The 15678-nt window shown below is 53.9% G+C and carries 15 protein-coding genes; 12 read left to right on the top strand and 3 right to left on the bottom strand.

All coding sequences use genetic code 11. The annotated features are described in order from the left end of the window. The first annotated feature begins 307 nt into the window (after window positions 1-307). The 12 genes from ileS (at window position 308) to FYJ62_RS01235 (ending at window position 12940) form a co-directional block, all read left to right on the top strand. Window positions 308-3103: an isoleucine--tRNA ligase gene (gene ileS / locus FYJ62_RS01290; protein ID WP_154546975.1), complete on the top strand. Its 2796-nt coding sequence runs from the start codon at window positions 308-310 to the stop codon at window positions 3101-3103. Further along, a complete protein-coding gene (locus FYJ62_RS01285; protein ID WP_154546974.1) occupies window positions 3103-3312 on the top strand; it encodes a cold-shock protein in 210 nt (69 codons plus the stop codon). Before ileS ends, FYJ62_RS01285 begins: the two co-directional genes overlap by 1 nt. A 16-nt stretch (window positions 3313-3328) precedes the next feature. Further along, window positions 3329-3886, top strand: coding sequence for an NUDIX hydrolase (locus FYJ62_RS01280; protein WP_154546973.1), 558 nt, complete (start codon window positions 3329-3331; stop codon window positions 3884-3886). Window positions 3887-3893: 7 nt separating this feature from the next. Beyond that, entirely contained in the window at window positions 3894-4145 is a 252-nt protein-coding gene (locus tag FYJ62_RS01275; RefSeq protein ID WP_154546972.1) for a hypothetical protein, read from the top strand. A 21-nt stretch (window positions 4146-4166) separates the two neighbouring features. Next, the gene (locus FYJ62_RS01270; RefSeq protein ID WP_154546971.1) at window positions 4167-4865 is read left to right on the top strand and encodes a 5'-methylthioadenosine/adenosylhomocysteine nucleosidase; all 699 of its coding nucleotides are present in this window, start codon (window positions 4167-4169) and stop codon (window positions 4863-4865) included. Then, window positions 4862-6034, top strand: a complete 1173-nt coding sequence (locus FYJ62_RS01265; RefSeq protein WP_268233444.1) for a cysteine desulfurase family protein — start codon at window positions 4862-4864, stop codon at window positions 6032-6034. The genes FYJ62_RS01270 and FYJ62_RS01265 overlap by 4 nt, the downstream gene beginning before the upstream one ends. A 55-nt stretch (window positions 6035-6089) precedes the next feature. Next, entirely contained in the window at window positions 6090-6428 is a 339-nt protein-coding gene (locus FYJ62_RS01260; RefSeq protein ID WP_154546970.1) for a DUF1831 domain-containing protein, read from the top strand. 14 nt (window positions 6429-6442) lie between these two features. Then, window positions 6443-7570, top strand: a complete 1128-nt coding sequence (mnmA, locus tag FYJ62_RS01255) for a tRNA 2-thiouridine(34) synthase MnmA (RefSeq protein WP_154546969.1) — start codon at window positions 6443-6445, stop codon at window positions 7568-7570. 119 nt (window positions 7571-7689) lie between these two features. Then, entirely contained in the window at window positions 7690-8349 is a 660-nt protein-coding gene (locus FYJ62_RS01250; RefSeq protein ID WP_154546968.1) for a histidine phosphatase family protein, read from the top strand. Continuing rightward, window positions 8349-8996, top strand: coding sequence for a tetratricopeptide repeat protein (locus FYJ62_RS01245; protein WP_154546967.1), 648 nt, complete (start codon window positions 8349-8351; stop codon window positions 8994-8996). The genes FYJ62_RS01250 and FYJ62_RS01245 overlap by 1 nt, the downstream gene beginning before the upstream one ends. Window position 8997: 1 nt before the next feature. Then, on the top strand, window positions 8998-11346 hold the full coding sequence (gene recD2, locus FYJ62_RS01240; protein ID WP_154546966.1) for an SF1B family DNA helicase RecD2: 2349 nt from the start codon (window positions 8998-9000) through the stop codon (window positions 11344-11346). Window positions 11347-11608: 262 nt separating this feature from the next. Continuing rightward, entirely contained in the window at window positions 11609-12940 is a 1332-nt protein-coding gene (locus tag FYJ62_RS01235) for an FAD-dependent oxidoreductase (RefSeq protein ID WP_154546965.1), read from the top strand. 84 nt (window positions 12941-13024) lie between these two features. On the opposite strand, the gene rnjA is transcribed toward FYJ62_RS01235, so the two are convergent. The 3 genes from rnjA to def all read right to left on the bottom strand — a co-directional run bounded on the left by rnjA (window position 13025) and on the right by def (window position 15663). After that, a complete protein-coding gene (gene rnjA / locus FYJ62_RS01230) occupies window positions 13025-14704 on the bottom strand; it encodes a ribonuclease J1 (protein WP_318282408.1) in 1680 nt (559 codons plus the stop codon). Beyond that, a complete protein-coding gene (locus tag FYJ62_RS01225) occupies window positions 14694-14924 on the bottom strand; it encodes a DNA-dependent RNA polymerase subunit epsilon (protein WP_154546963.1) in 231 nt (76 codons plus the stop codon). Before FYJ62_RS01225 ends, rnjA begins: the two co-directional genes overlap by 11 nt. Before the next feature lie 184 nt (window positions 14925-15108). Then, window positions 15109-15663, bottom strand: coding sequence for a peptide deformylase (def, locus tag FYJ62_RS01220; RefSeq protein ID WP_154546962.1), 555 nt, complete (start codon window positions 15661-15663; stop codon window positions 15109-15111). Window positions 15664-15678 lie beyond the last annotated feature (15 nt).

The following is a 15678-nucleotide window of genomic DNA, read 5'->3' as shown; positions in this document are numbered from 1 at the left end:
TTAACTTGGAATAACAAGCAAACCGACAGTAAGCTCAAGGACGCAAGCAGCGAGTCAGCGAGGGTGCGAGGCTGACAATAGTCCAGCGAGCGATCGGCTGCCAATTGGTTTGACCGGCGGTCCGCACGATACGCGGATACAAGCGGGGTCTCTTTGAGGCCCAATTTAGGTGGTACCACGATTGTCTCGTCCTATTGGGGACGAGACTTTTTTGTTTGGGTTCGCTATTCCACGTTCGCTGTTCAGTTGTTTTAGTTTCTAGTATTTTTAGTTTTTAGTATATTTTTAGTTTTGAAAGGACTTAGCCATGCGCGTAAAGGATACTCTTAACCTGGGCAAGACCAAGTTCCCAATGCGCGGCAACCTGCCTAAGCGGGAAGCTGAATGGGAAAAGCAATGGGAAGACAATAAGCTGTATGAAAGACGTTTGAAGCTCAACGAAGGCCACGAACGCTTTGACCTGCACGATGGCCCGCCATTTGCCAACGGGAACATCCACATGGGTCACGCTTTGAACAAGATTACCAAGGACATCATCGTCCGGACCAAGAACATGGAAGGCTACTATGCCCCATACATTCCTGGCTGGGATACCCACGGCCTGCCAATTGAGCAGCAATTGACCAAACAAGGCGTTGACCGCAAGACCATGGATCGGGCTGCTTACCGGGAGCTTTGCCGGCAATTTGCCATGGAACAGATTGAAAAGCAGCGGACTGACTTCAAGCGCCTGGGCGTAATCGGCGACTGGAAGCACCCATACATTACCTTGCTGCCGGAATTTGAAGCAGCTGAAGTCCGCGTCTTCGGCAAGATGTACGAAAATGGCTACATCTACCAAGGCAAGAAGCCAGTCTACTGGTCATGGTCCAGTGAATCAACCCTGGCTGAAGCCGAAGTTGAATACCATGACGTTGAATCCCCATCCATCTACATCTCCTTCCCAGTCAAGGACGGCAAGGGCAAGCTGGATGAAAAGGACACCTACTTCCTGATCTGGACGACTACTCCATGGACCATCCCTTCAAACCAAGGGATCGCCGTCAACCCGAAGTTTGACTACTCAGTCGTCAAGGTTGGCGACCGCCGCTACGTTGTCGGCACTGACCGCCTGGAAGCCGTAGCCAAGATCTTGAACTGGGAAGACTACGAAGTCGTTCAGCACCTCAAGGGGACTGATATGGAATACATGGTGGCCAAGCACCCATACATCGAAGGCCGCGAAAGCCTTTTGATGGAAGCCGTCTACGTTACTGCCGAAGACGGTACCGGCTTGGTCCACACCGCTTCCGGCTTTGGTGAAGACGACTACAACACCGCCATGCGCTATGGCTTCAAGGTGCTTTCACCAATGGACGCCAAGGGCTGCTTTACTGAAGAAATCCCTGACAAGGACCTGGTTGGCAAGTTCTACACGGATACCAACGAGATCGTCAAGGACAAGCTGGCCGCTGCCGGCAACCTGCTTCACTACAGCACTTTTGTCCACTCAGCCGCCCACGACTGGCGGACCAAGAAGCCAGTCGTCTACCGGGCAACGACCCAATGGTTTGCGTCAATTTCCAAGTTCAGAGACCAGATTTTGGACCAGATCGAAAAGACCAGCTTCTACCCATCATGGGGCAAGACCCGTTTGTACAACATGATCAAGGACCGCGGCGACTGGGTAATTTCCCGCCAGCGGGCCTGGGGCGTGCCATTGCCAATCTTCTACGCTGAAGACGGCACGGCGATCGTGACTCCAGAAACCATCGACCACGTTGCCAACCTGTTTGCCAAGGAAGGGTCAAACGCCTGGTTCACCCACCCAGTAGAAGACCTGCTGCCAGCAGGCTTTACTTCCGAGCACTCACCAAACGGCAAGTTCACCAAGGAAACTGACATCTTGGACGTTTGGTTCGACTCAGGGACGTCATGGGCCGGCACCCGAGCTTTGGGAGCCGACATGGAATACCCAACCTCAATGTACCTGGAAGGGTCCGACCAATACCGTGGCTGGTTCAACTCAAGTTTGATCACTTCCGTTGCCACTAACGGCGTGGCTCCATACAAGTCAATCCTGTCCCAAGGCTTTACCTTGGATGACAAAGGCCGCAAGATGTCCAAGTCCCTGGGCAACGTCATCGTTCCTAACGAAGTCATCGCCAAGATGGGGGCGGAAATCATCCGCCTGTGGGTTGCTTCAGTTGACGCTTCCGGCGACGTGGCGGTTTCAATGGATATCTTCCGCCAAATGTCAGAAGCCTACCGGAAGATCAGAAACACCTTCCGCTTCATGCTGGCCAACACCACTGACTTTGATCCGGCCAAGAACCGGGTGGCCTACAAAGACATGCGCTCAATCGACAAGTACATGGAAGTGAAGCTGAACGACCTGATCGCTGAAAGCCGGGTAAGCTATGACAGCTACGACTTCAACGACGTTTACAAGTCAGTCTTCAAGTACATCACCAACGACTTGTCTGCCTTCTACCTTGACTTTGCCAAGGACGTCCTTTACATCGAATCCAAGGATTCCTTTGCCCGCCGGTCAATGCAGACCGTGATCTACGACACGGTAGTCAAATTGGCCAAGATCCTGGCGCCAATCCTGCCGCACACTATGGGTGAAGTTTGGCAATACCTCAAGGAAGACGAAGATGACGTCTACCTGGCAAACTTCCCTGAAGTTGCCGACTACCCGGATGCAGACGAACTGAAGGCCAACTGGCACGAATTCATGAAGCTGCGGGACGACGTCCTTAAGGCTTTGGAAGAAGCCAGAAACTCCAAGCTGATCGGTAAGTCATTTGAAGCCAGCGTGACCGTCTACCCAGATGACGAAGTCAAGCAGGCCTTGGAAGCCATTGGCGATGAAGACTTCCGCGAAATCTTGATCGTTTCTGACCTGAAGTTTGGCCAAGGGGAAGCTCCAGCCAGCGCCCAAAAGCTGGACCACTCCAGCGTGGCCGTCAGCCATGCTGAAGGCGAGGTCTGCCCACGCTGCCGGATGTACAGAAGTGACGTCGGCGTTGACGCCAAGCTGCCAGAATTCTGCGGCCGCTGCGCCAAGATCATTGAAACCGACTTCCCAGAAGCCGTAGAGGAAGGTTTTGAAAACTAATGCGCACGGGAGTTGTAAAGCAGTTTGAGCCAAAGGCCAGCTTTGGCTTCATCGAAGACGACCAAAACCACAAGTCATATTTTGTCTTTTATACCGCCATCAAGGAGGAGGGCTATAAGAGATTGGAAGCAGGCCAGCGCGTGCGCTACCAGCTGGCTCAGGGCAAGAACGGCCTGCAATGCATCAATGTTTACTTGGCCAAAGACTAAGCAAAGGAATTAATGTATGGAATTAAAGGAAACTGAAGTTTCGTCCAAAGAGCTTTTCCATGGAGGCTTCATCTCCCTTCATGTGAATACGGTGCGGCTGCCAAATGGCAAGACCGCTACCCGCGAGCTTGTCGACCATGGTCCAGCCGCCGCGGCCATCTGCATCAACGACCAAAAGGAGATGCTCCTGGTTGAGCAGTGGCGTGAGGCCATCAAGCAGCTCACGCTCGAAATTCCAGCCGGAATGATCGACGACACTGACGTGAGTCCTTTGGATGCAATGAAACGGGAGTTAAACGAAGAAGGCGGCCTCAAGGCCGACTATTGGGAGCAGGTGGCGGAATTCTACACCTCTCCCGGCTTTAGCAATGAAAAGCTGTACCTCTACTACTGCGATACGCTGACCGCAGCCGAAGACAAGTCGCCGCTTGACGACGACGAGTTTTTGACTGCCAGCTGGTACAGCTTGGAAGAATTGAAGAACCTGTTGACAGAGGGCAAAATCGTTGATGCCAAGACCATATACGCGATTTCCGTATGGGAAAACATGCTGCTGACCGGTTCAGAAGGTTAGAGGTTCCATGTCAGAGAAACGTTCAGACTACCGGCGCCGGCAGGCGCAAGAAAAAAGCCCTTGGCTTGATGATCAGGAGGAAGCAGCTGGTTCAGCTGCTTCTTCTGCTCATGGCCCAGGCAAAAGCAGACAAAATCAGCTAAAGACCAGCCTCTCCAGCGAGGATAAGGCGCAAAGGCTGAAAAAAAGACTAAACTTTGCTATCCTTATCGTGTGTCTATTAATCGTGGCAGTTTTGCTGATTTTGTTTAAGCTTTAAAATTGAATTGAGGAAATATATATGAAGATTGCGATCGTAGTACCAATGGCTGAAGAAGCCGAGTTTTATCGTCATTATTTTTCCTCTGAAAAGAAGGAAATGTTCGGTTCGACAGAATTCGAACATTTTTCTGTTCAGGGGAATGATCTCTACCTGGGGCTGACGGGGATCGGCAAGGTCCAGGCGGCGATGAACCTGTCCAGCCTCCTGGCCTGTGAGAAAATCGACCTGGTCATTTTGACCGGGTCAGCAGGCTCTTTGCAAAAGGACATCCACCGCAAGGACCTGGTCTTGCCAAACGCCTTTGCCTACCATGATGCCCATAACACCAGTGCCGGCAACTACGTTGAAGGACAGATCCCGCAAGAGCCGGCGCGCTTCCTCCTGGACAGCCCGGAAAGAGAAGACTTCAAACACTACCTGGAAAGAAAGGGCGTGGCCTACAAGGAAGGGCTGGTAGTCACTGGCGATTCCTTCATTTCTTCGCAAGCCCAAAAAGCCGCGATCCTGAAGAACTTCCCAGACGCCCTGGCCGTTGAAATGGAAGGGGCGGCCTTTGCCCAGGTTGCCTACCACTTTGGCACCCCGCTGATTGCCCTGCGCGCGATTTCCGACAATGGCGATGAGAATGCCGACAACGATTTCGTGGCCTTTGTCAAGGAAGTTGGCGCCAAGGCAGCTGAATTGATTGTTGACTATCTGAAGGAGAACAAGCTTTGAGTTTAAGCAAGAACGTTTATTTGGATAACGCGGCAACGACCCCGATGTCGCCAAGCGTGGTCGACCTGATCGCGGATGAGATGCGGAATGATTTTGGCAATGCCTCAAGCACCCACAGCTTTGGCCGCGAGGCCAGACGCGTGGTTGAGCATGCCCGCCAGACCATTGCCAAGGCGATCAACGCCAAGGATCAGGAGATCATCTTTACTTCAGGCGGGTCTGAATCAAACAACACCGTAATTTTTGGCGTGGCCGAAATGCGGCAAAAAGCGGGCAAGCACCTGATCACGACCAAGATTGAGCATGAGTCAGTCTTGAAGTCCATGCAGCACCTGGAAGAGCTGGGCTTTGACGTGACCTACCTGGACGTGGATGAGACGGGCCACATTGACCTGAACCAGCTTAAAGAAGCCTTGACCCCGGACACGATTCTAGTGTCGGTCATGGCCGTCAACAACGAGGTCGGCTCAGTCAACCCGCTCAAGGAAATCGGCGAGATCGTCAAGGACTCCAATGCCTACTTCCACGTTGATGCCGTTCAAGGCCTGGGCAATATCGACATTGACGTCCAGGACATGAACATCGACTTTTTGTCAACGTCAGCCCACAAGATCAATGGGCCCAAGTTCTTGGGCTTCCTGTATGAGCGCGACGGCATCCGCGTGCCCAACCGGATTTACGGCGGGGACCAGGAAATGAAGCGGCGGGCCGGCACGGAGAACGTGCCTGGCATTGCCGGCTTTGGCAAGGCAGTTGAAGAAGTGCAGGAAGTGGCCAAGGCTGACCTGCAGGCCAAGTATGCCGGCTTTCAGAAGCTGATCCTGGACACGCTGGACCAAAACGGGGTGGCATATGAAGTCAACAGTCCCTTGACTGGCCTGGTTTCCCACCACGTCTTGAATCTCCGCTTGAACGGGGTGTCCACCTATGTCCTGATTGCCAACCTGGACCTGGCCGGCTTTGCCGTCTCTGGCGGTTCAGCCTGCACGGCCGGCAGCCTGACCCCATCGCACGTCTTGACCGCGATGTTTGGGGCCAAGTCGCCGCGGGTCAGCGAATCAATCCGGGTATCCTTTGGCCGCTACAACACGGCTGAGGAAGTCCAGGCCTTTGCCGACGCCTTGGTGGAAATCGTGGAAAAGATCAAGGCCCGGCAGGCCAAAGACTAAATGGTTGCTTTTTTAAGCAGAGTTACTTACAATTTACAAGTGAGGTTTTTACTTTATGGCTAATACTGTGAATATCAATGGCGACAAACGCAAGTTTACCCTGGCACCAGACATCAAGCTCTATGCTTTGATCGATGCCGGCTTTCAAAAGACGCCGCGCGGCAATTTCGTGTACAAGCACCCGCTTTACAATGAATCGCCATACAACGCGACGACGGAGCTGAAGATGACCGTCACCAGCGACTTGAGCCGCCTGACCATGGTCGTCACTGATCCTAGCGGCCTGCAGAAAGTAAACATCTTTAAGAACAAGCAGCTGGCACCTACGGTGGAGCTTTTGGACTATATCCTCAAAGACCTCGAGGACCGCAAGATTTTAGTAGAAGTTAAGTAAAGGATTGAATTTGCATGGTTGACAATAGCAAGATTAGAGTCGTTGTTGGGATGAGCGGCGGGGTGGACTCATCAGTTTCCGCCCTGCTGCTCAAGCAGCAAGGCTATGACGTCGTCGGCGTCTTTATGAAGAACTGGGACGACACTGACGATGACGGTGTTTGCACGGCTACGGAAGATTACGAAGATGTCAAGAAGGTTGCTGACAAGATCGGCATCCCTTACTATTCGATCAACTTTGAAAAAGAATACTGGGAGCGGGTCTTCCAGTACTTCTTGAAGGAGTACAAGGCGGGCAGAACGCCAAATCCCGACATCATGTGCAACACGGAAATCAAGTTCAAGGCCTTTTTGGACTACGCGATGAATCTGGATGCCGACTACCTGGCCATGGGCCACTACGCCAAGACGGTCAAGGATGAGAACGGGCTCGTGCACATGATGCGGCCAAAAGACGGGAATAAGGACCAGACCTACTTCTTGAGCCAGCTGACTCAAGAGCAGATCAAGAAGGCCATCTTCCCCCTGCAGGATCTGACCAAGCCGCAAGTCCGCAAGATCGCGGAAGAAGCCGGCCTGGCCAACGCCAAGAAGAAGGATTCAACCGGGATCTGCTTCATCGGCGAGCGGAACTTCAAGCACTTCCTGAGTGAATTTTTGCCAGCCCAAGGCGGCGACATGGTGACCCCGGACGGCAAGGTCGTAGGCCACCACGCCGGCTTGATGTACTACACGATCGGCCAGCGGCAGGGTTTGGGCTTGGGCTCAACCAAAGAATCGACCGCGCCGTGGTTTGTCGTTGGCAAGGACCTGAAGACCAACCAACTGATCGTTGAGCAGGGCTACGACAGCCCGCGCTTGTACGCGACCAGCCTGAAGGCCTCCGGGATGACCTTCTTTACCGGCAACCCGGACCACGACCTTGAATTCAAGGCCACGGCCAAGTTCCGCTACCGTCAGTGCGACGTGGGCGTGAGCGTGAAGTACCACGCCAGCGACCGGACGGCCGACGTCTACTTCGACGAGCCAGCCCGGGCAGTGACGCCAGGCCAAGCCCTGGTTTTGTATGACGGCGAGGAATGCTTGGGCGGCGGCAATATTGATGCTGCCTTCCAAGGCGACCAGCAGATGCAACTGGTCTAATGAATCAGCAGAATTGCCAGAGATGGGACCAATTTGGCCCCATCTTTTTTCGTTTGCTTTGGCCCTTTTGCCGGAGATTGCTATAATAGTAGCGATAGTTACGAGAGGCGATAAAAATTATGGAAATTTATTTTGTAAGACACGGCAAGACTGAATGGAATTTGGAAAGGCGCTTCCAAGGCGGGCACGGGGATTCCCACCTGCTGCCGGAAAGCTACGCCGACATTGAAAAACTAGGCAAGTACCTGCGCAAGACCAAGTTCCGGGCCGTCTATGCCAGTCCCCTGGAAAGGGCGCGGACCACGGCCTTGAAGCTGGAGGAGGCCATGAACTGCAGCCTGCCCGTTCATATTGACGAGCGCTTGCGGGAGATGAACCTGGGCAAGATGGAAGGGGAGAAGTTCGACAAGATCGCCGAGCTTTATCCAGAACAGATTGACGACTTCTGGCACCACCCGGAAAAGTTCGATGCCGCGTCAATCGATGCTGAATCCTATCCGCACGCCATGGAGCGCGGCTTGTCATTTGGCCGGGAAATGTCTATGAAGTACCCGAGCAAGGAAGACAAGATTCTGGTCGTCAGCCATGGGGCGGTTCTGTCTGCCATCATGGGGGCGCTTTTGGGCTATGACGTCAAGCACGTCAGACAGAACGGGGTCATCTACAACACCAGCGTAACCATCCTGGCCAGCCGGCCGGACGGGCAGTACTTCGACCTGGTCAAGTGGTCCGACGTCACGCCTTTAGGCAAGCAAATGTCAGAAACGGATGGACTCTAATGGATAAGCAGATCGCTGAAATGTACGCGGACGGCAAGGTTAACGAGGCCATTCACGCCTTGATTGGAAAAATCGATGCCGATCCGCGCGAGACCGACAACTACCTGCAGCTGGCTTCCTACCTCTTGGAACAGGGCAGCCCGGAGCAGGCGCAGAAGCTCTTGGTCCAGGCCAAGGGCTTAATCAAAAATCCCCAGGACGTGGACTATGACTTGGCGGTTGCCTACTATGCCCAAGGGGAGTTCAATAAGTCCCTGGCGCTTTTGAATCAGATTCCCAATGATGACGACACCCTTTACCAGAAGGCCTTGGTCTACCTGAAGACGGGACAGAATGAAAAAGCCCTGGCCCACGCCTTATCCATCAAGCGGGTGGACGACCACGTGAAGGAGCTCTTAGGCGACATCTGGCTGGCCCTTGGCGAGCTGAAGGCGGCCAGTGCTTCTTATGCCAGCATTCCGGAAAAGCAGCGGACGGCCAAGGTCAATTTTCTCCTGGGCGTCAGCTGGCATGGCCGCGACCGGGACCGGGCGGAGAAATTTTTTGCCAGAGCCAAGAAAATGGATCCCAAGTACTACAAGCAGGCACGGGACCAATATGCCAGCATCATGAAGCTGGTTGCCGGCAAGAACAAGAAGGAGCAGTAGCATGACCGAATTTACCGGAAAACTGAAAAGCATCATCTTTGAGAGCGCCGACAGCCTCTTCAAGATTTTGGTCGTGGAGATCCAGGGCGAATTGGCTGACTACGCTGATGACGAGATCAAGGTGACCGGCAATTTCGGCGACCTGGAGGAAGACGGGGACTACCGCTTCAGCGGCCAGCTGGTTGAGCACCCCAAGTACGGGACCCAGTTTCAGGCTGACTCCTGCACGCGGGTTTTGCCCAGCGAAAGCGGCGGGGTGGAGAAGTACCTGGCCAGCGACAAGTTTCCCGGGATCGGCAAGAAGGCGGCGGAAAAGATCGTCCAGGCCCTGGGGCCAAATGCCCTTAAGCTTTTGCAAAGCGATCCGGCCAAGATTGACCAGCTGGGCCTGAAGCCCAAGCAGAAGCAGAGCCTCTTAAACGGCCTGCGGGACACGGACAACCTGTCGGAAATGCTGGTGGAATTGGCCAACTGGGGCATCAATAAGCGGACAGCTGGCCAGCTCTACAAGAAATACCATGAGCAGGCCCTTTCCAAGCTGCAGGAAGACCCCTACGCGCCTTTGGGGGACGTGTCCGGCTACTCCTTCAAGGCCGCGGACCGCTTGGCCCAGCACTTCGGGATCGCTCCGAATTCGCCAAAGAGGGCCCAAGGGGCGGTAATTGAGGTCTTGAGCCTGGCCTTGACCCGGGAGGGCGATACCTACGTGCTTTTGGACAAGCTGGTTCAAGATACGGTCAGCCTCCTGCAGGTTGAAGACTACGATTTGGTGGCGGAAGCCGTCAATGCCCTGCAAGAGCAGGGCAAGGTCGTGGTCCAGGAAAACCGGGCGGCCTTAGGGTCAGCCTTTAAGGTTGAAGCGGAGATCACGGAAGAGCTGGAGCGGGTCAGCAAGCCGTTGAAGAATGCCTATTCCGCCCGCGCGGTCGATCGGGCAATTGCCCACGCGGAAGCCAGCCTGGGCATCACTTATGATGAAGAGCAAAAGCAGGCGGTCAAAAACGCGGTAACCCAGCCCCTGTCAATTCTGACTGGGGGGCCGGGCAGCGGCAAGACGACCATTATCGACGGGATCCTGCTCGCGCTCAAGGAACTAGCCGATCTGGACGAAGAAGAGGCTGAAGAAGACTTCCTTTTGGCCGCGCCGACCGGTCGGGCCGCCAAGCGGATGAGCGAAGTGACCGGCTATGAGGCCAAGACCATCCACCGCCTGATTGGGCTGGGAATTGACGGGACGGAGCTTGACGACTTGAAGGAGCTGGAAGGGGCCATTTTGATCATTGACGAAATGTCCATGGTTGACATTTACCTCTTCAAGAAGCTTTTGTCCTGCATCAGTTATGTCTCCCATATCGTTTTGGTGGGGGACAAGGACCAATTGCCATCAGTCGGGGCCGGGAACGTCTTCAGTGACCTGATTGCCTGCCAGCACTTTCCGACGGCTAAGTTGACGGTCGTGCACCGGCAAAAGGACGGGTCAACCATCATTCCCCTGGCCCACGCCGTCAACGAGGGCAAGGACGACCAGCTTTTGTTCCAAAAGACCAAGAGCTACTCCTTTATCAAGTGCCCGCCCAGCCAGGCCGCGTCCGTTGTCGGCCAGATTGCCGCGGCAGCCTTGAAGAGCGGCTTTCCGGCTGACGACATCCAGGTCTTGGGGGCCATGTACCGGGGGGATGCCGGAATCAACCGCCTCAACGACGTCCTGCAGGAAGTCTTGAATCCGCCTCAGGCCAAAAGCAAGCTCTTGCAGGCGCACGATGAGGTCTTCCGGGCCGGCGACCGGATCCTGCAGCTGCAGAATGATCCGGAAAAGGGCATCTTCAACGGGCAGATTGGCAAGGTCATTGCCGTCAACCCTGAGGACAAGGAAGAGCGGCTGCTGGCCAATTTTGACGGCAAAGAGCTGGCTTTTGCCCCTAACGACCTGAACAACCTGACCCGGGCCTACGCGGTCACCATCCACAAGTCCCAAGGGTCAGAATTTCCACTGGTGATCCTCTGCTTGACCATGCAGAACTTCATCATGCTCAAGCGGAATCTGTTGTACACGGCCATTACCCGGGCTTCAAGCAAGCTGGTAATGGTCGGCGATCCGCGGGCCTTCTCGCAGGCGATGAAGCAGGAAGGCAACCAGCGGCAGACCAGCCTGGTCTATTTGCTGCGGGAGAAGTTTGGCGAGCCAGCAGAAGAAAAGGCAGCAGCGCCAATTTCTGAAGCAGCAGAGGCAGCCGCCTATCTGACGCCGGAATTGATTCATTCGGGCATGATTTCGCCGATGATCGGGATGGAAGAGCTTACCGCCGGCTGCGAAAATCTGCAAGAAGTCATTGCCAAGCGCGGCCAATAAGCACTGGCATGAAAAAAGACTGCATTGACTTATTTTGAGCTAATGCAGTCTTTTTGCGAAAATTCCCGCCATAAATTGCAACAGTTTGACAATTTGCTTCCTGGCAGCTGACGGCAGGCGGCGAGTGTGGTATCCTCTAAGCAGTGGTTACAAAAAGTAAGTATCTTTAGCTAACCATGTGCAAAGGCAGCGTATTTTTTCTTGATTGTCTCTTACCATTTATTACGTTTATCTTGGAAAAATACGCATTGAGGAGAAAACAATGAAGCAAGTCAAGAACATTATCATCGGCTTTGGCAAGGGGGGCAAGACCCTGGCCAAGTATTTGGCGGGGCAGGGCGAAGAAGTCCTGGTCATTGAAAAGTCAGCCCAAATGTATGGCGGCACCTGCATCAACATTGCCTGCCTGCCCTCTAAGCGCCTGATCATTGAGGCCGCTGAGGGGACGGAGTTCGTTGACGCGGTCGGCGGAAAGAATAAAATGACGGCCTTCTTGCGGAACAAGAACTATCACATGCTGGCTGATGAACCAAGCGTCACGGTCTTGGACGGAACCGCGAAATTTACTGGCAGCCACGCCGTGAGCGTGCTGACCAAAAATGGGCAGCGGGAAGACTTTACTGGCGAAAGAATTTTCATCAACACGGGTTCTTTGCCGGTGATTCTGCCCGTCCCTGGCTTAAAGTCCAGCAAATTCCTGCTGGATTCAACTGCGGCCATGAATCAACAAGAGCTGCCTAAGCGGCTGCTCATCATCGGGGCAGGCTATATCGGCCTGGAATTCGCGGCCATGTTTGCCAAGTATGGCAGCAAGGTAACCGTGCTTGAACACAATCAGGTCTTTTTGCCTCGAGAAGACGAGGACATTGCCGCTTTAATCAAAAAAGACCTGGAAGACTTGGGCGTCAAGTTCATCTTAGGGGCTGACCTCAAGGGCGTCGCTGATGGAGAAGCGGAGGTCAGCTTGACTTACGAGCTGGCTGGCCAGGCAAAAGTCATCAAGGGCGACCGCGTTCTGGCCGCCACTGGCCGCAAGGCCAATACGGCCGGCTTGGATTTGGAAAAGGCCGGGATCCAAGTGGATGAGCGGGGCAATATCAAAGTCGATGACCAATTAAAGACCACGGCGAAAAACGTGTGGGCGCTGGGGGACGTCAAGGGCGGCCTGCAGTTTACGCCGATTTCCCTGGATGACTTCCGCATTATCAAGGACCAGCTGCATGGCTCAGGCCAGCGGCGCGTCAGCGACCGCAAGGTCTTGCCGTACAGCGTTTTTATCGATCCGGCTTTGTCAGCCGTTGGCTTGAATGAAAAAAGCGCCAAGCAGGCAGGAAAGAACTACCAGCTCTTCAAGCTGCCGGTCGCGGCGATTCCCAAGGCCCGCGTTGCCAAGGACCCGCGCGGGCTCTTCAAGGCACTGGTTGATCCGGAGACTGGCCTGATCCTGGGGGCAACTTTGTATGGAATTGAATCATATGAATTGATCAACCAAATCGCGCTGGCCATGCGGGCTGGCCTGCCATATACCGTTCTGCGGGATGCCTACTATACCCACCCGACGATGAGCGAGGCCTTTAACGACCTGTTCAAGTAAGAATGGCCACAAGCCGCAAAAATAAAGCAAAAAACAAAAAAGAGTGAAGCTGTGCTTCACTCTTTTTCTTGTGGCTATTAAGCTTTATTTCTTTTCAACCAGCATCGGCAGGATCATTGGCCGGCGCTCGGTCTTGGAGTACAGGAAGTCCTGCAGGTTGTCGATGATGGCCTTGCGGATCTCGCTGTCCTTTGGCTTTTCCTTCTTAGCCATTTCCGTCTTCAGGACATGGTAGACATGCTTTTGGGCGGCGTTGATCAGGTCTTGGGATTCGCGCATGTAGACAAAGCCCCGGCTGAGGATGTCTGGCCCGGCCAAGACCCGCTTGTGCTTGTAGTCAACGGTGGCCACGGCCACTACCAGACCTTCTTCAGACAGGATCTGCCGGTCGCGGACCACGATGTTGCCAACGTCAGCCGCGCCAGAAGTATCGACGAAGACATCCTTGACGTGGATGTCGCCAGCGATTCTGGCGCCTTCAGGACCAAAGCAGACTACTTCACCGTTCTTCAAGACGAAGGTGTTTTCCTTAGGCACGCCAGCTTGCTGAGCTAAGTGGGCGTGCACGACCTGCATGCGGTATTCGCCGTGGACAGGAATCATGTACTTCGGCTTGGCCAATTCCACCATCAGCTTCAGTTCTTCCTGGCCGCCGTGACCGGAAGTGTGGACGTTGTTGATGCGGCCGTGAACGACGTTGGCGCCGCCTTCCATCAGCTTGTTGATCAGGTGGTTGACGCTCAAGGTGTTGCCTGGAATTGGGTTGGATGAGAAGATGACCGTGTCCTTTGGCTTCAGCTTGATCTGCCGGTGGGTGCCGTTGGCGATTCTGGACAAGGCGGCCAGGGGTTCGCCTTGGCTGCCAGTACACAGGATCATGACCTTCTCAGGCGGCAGAGAGTTGATGGTTTCCGCGTCGACGATCAAGCCGTCCGGTACGTGCAGGTAGCCCAGGTCAATCCCGTTCTGGATGCCGTTTTCCATGCTCCGCCCGAAGACGGCAACCTTGCGGCCAGTGTCGATCGCGGCCTTGATGGCCGTTGAGACCCGGTAGAGGTTGGAGGCGAAAGTGGCAAAAATAATCCGTCCCTTGATCCCGGTGATGATATTGTGCAAAGAGCCGGCGACAAAACGCTCGGACTTGGTAAATTGCGGCACTTCAGCGTTGGTCGAGTCAGAGAGCAGAGCCAAAACGCCTTCTTTGCCCAGCTGGGCCATTCTTTGGAAGTTTGGTGCCGGCTGGTTCATGACTGGCGTCAAGTCGAACTTGAAGTCGCCAGTAAAGACCACTGCCCCCAGCGGCGTGTGCACCGCGATCCCCAAGGTGTCAGGGATGGAGTGGGTGGTTCTGAAGAAAGTGACTGACAGCTTGTCAAACTTGAGGACCGTGTCCTCGTATTCCTCATGAAGTTCAGTCTTGTTTAAAATTCCGTGTTCCTCGCACTTGCTCTTGATCAGGGCCAAGGCAAAAGGCGTGGCGTAAACTGGGATTTCCGGGATCTTTTCCAGCAGGAAGGGAATCCCGCCGATGTGGTCTTCGTGGCCGTGGCTGACAACCAGGGCCTTGATCTTGTCCCGGTTCTTGACCAGGTAAGAGTAGTCGGAGATGACGTAGTTGATCCCTAAGAGGTCATCTTCCGGGAACTTGATCCCGCAGTCCATGATGACGATTTCATCCTGGTACTGGACGCAGTACATGTTTCGGCCGATTTCGTGCAATCCCCCAATGGCGAAAACGGCAACTTCGTTGTCTTTAATCTTCACTTGGCTTGTCAAAAGTGGTCAACTTGAAGTCCGCGTGTTCTTGTTCGTACTTCAAGGAGTTGCCAGTCAATTCTTGGATGAGCTCAATGTTGTAGGGGGTGTTTTGTTCAACAAGAGTTCTAGCTTCTACCACATTGTCTGCTTCCATGTAGAGGGTTTGGGTGGCTTCTCTACGTGGGTTAACAATCTTGTTCTTCTGGTACAAAACTTTGTAGATCATAAAAATCTCCTTAAATATTTAGTTGTCGATTTGTTCTCAGTGAGAAATTTGTCAAAAATACTCAATAGCTAGATAAATTCTAACATATTTGCAAAAGCAAGTATAGAATAGGCGCTTTTGCAAAAGAGAAAAGATCCCAGCCGCCGGCAGGCAAGTGGGATCTTAAAAAAGTCTTTTCAGGAAACTAAGCGATTACGATGGTATCGTCGTCCAAGGCAAACGGGTTTTCCTTGTTGATGCGGTCGTAGAAGAGGTGACCGTTCAAGTGGTCGATTTCGTGGCCGGAAACGATGGCTGGGTAGCCCTTCAAGCGGATGGTCTTTTCCTCGCCGTCAACCGTCCAGTAGTGGATGGTGACCTTGTTTGGCCGGGGAACGTAGCCGTCGATGACCTTGTCAACGCTCAGGCAGCCTTCGCCTTCAGCCAGGCAGGTCTTGCGGACTGATTCGGAAATGATTTCCGGGTTGACGTAGGTTTCCTTGAAGATGATTTCGCCCTTGTCGTTTGGAACCAGGAGGGCAGCCATTGAGACCCCTTCGCCGACCTGCGGGGCAGCCAGGCCAACGCCGGCCCGCAATTGGTGCTTAGCCGCGATCTTTGGATCTTGTGAGTTTACCAAGTATTCCATCATGTCGTCGGCCAGCTTCTTGTAGTGGTCAGACAATGGGAAGGTCAATTTCTTAGCAACTTGCCGCAGGACCGGATCGCCGTCGCGGACAATATCTTTCATTAAGATCAATGTAGGTTCTCCTTT

Origin of the sequence: Lactobacillus porci (genome assembly GCF_009695985.1) — a bacterium.
GTDB classification, from domain to species: Bacteria; Bacillota; Bacilli; order Lactobacillales; family Lactobacillaceae; genus Lactobacillus; species Lactobacillus absianus.
This window is presented reverse-complemented; position numbering and strand designations above follow the sequence as displayed.

Excerpts from the sequence above, each read along its gene's own strand:
- ileS (WP_154546975.1), top strand. The coding sequence starts at position 308 with ATGCGCGTAAAGGATACTCTTAACCTGGGCAAGACCAAGTTCCCAATG.
- FYJ62_RS01275 (WP_154546972.1), top strand. The coding sequence starts at position 3,894 with ATGTCAGAGAAACGTTCAGACTACCGGCGCCGGCAGGCGCAAGAAAAA.
- FYJ62_RS01225 (WP_154546963.1), bottom strand. The coding sequence starts at position 14,924 with ATGATCTACAAAGTTTTGTACCAGAAGAACAAGATTGTTAACCCACGT.
- FYJ62_RS01260 (WP_154546970.1), top strand. The coding sequence starts at position 6,090 with ATGGCTAATACTGTGAATATCAATGGCGACAAACGCAAGTTTACCCTG.
- mnmA (WP_154546969.1), top strand. The coding sequence starts at position 6,443 with ATGGTTGACAATAGCAAGATTAGAGTCGTTGTTGGGATGAGCGGCGGG.
- recD2 (WP_154546966.1), top strand. The coding sequence starts at position 8,998 with ATGACCGAATTTACCGGAAAACTGAAAAGCATCATCTTTGAGAGCGCC.
- FYJ62_RS01245 (WP_154546967.1), top strand. The coding sequence starts at position 8,349 with ATGGATAAGCAGATCGCTGAAATGTACGCGGACGGCAAGGTTAACGAG.
- FYJ62_RS01235 (WP_154546965.1), top strand. The coding sequence starts at position 11,609 with ATGAAGCAAGTCAAGAACATTATCATCGGCTTTGGCAAGGGGGGCAAG.
- FYJ62_RS01270 (WP_154546971.1), top strand. The coding sequence starts at position 4,167 with ATGAAGATTGCGATCGTAGTACCAATGGCTGAAGAAGCCGAGTTTTAT.
- FYJ62_RS01250 (WP_154546968.1), top strand. The coding sequence starts at position 7,690 with ATGGAAATTTATTTTGTAAGACACGGCAAGACTGAATGGAATTTGGAA.
- FYJ62_RS01280 (WP_154546973.1), top strand. The coding sequence starts at position 3,329 with ATGGAATTAAAGGAAACTGAAGTTTCGTCCAAAGAGCTTTTCCATGGA.
- FYJ62_RS01285 (WP_154546974.1), top strand. The coding sequence starts at position 3,103 with ATGCGCACGGGAGTTGTAAAGCAGTTTGAGCCAAAGGCCAGCTTTGGC.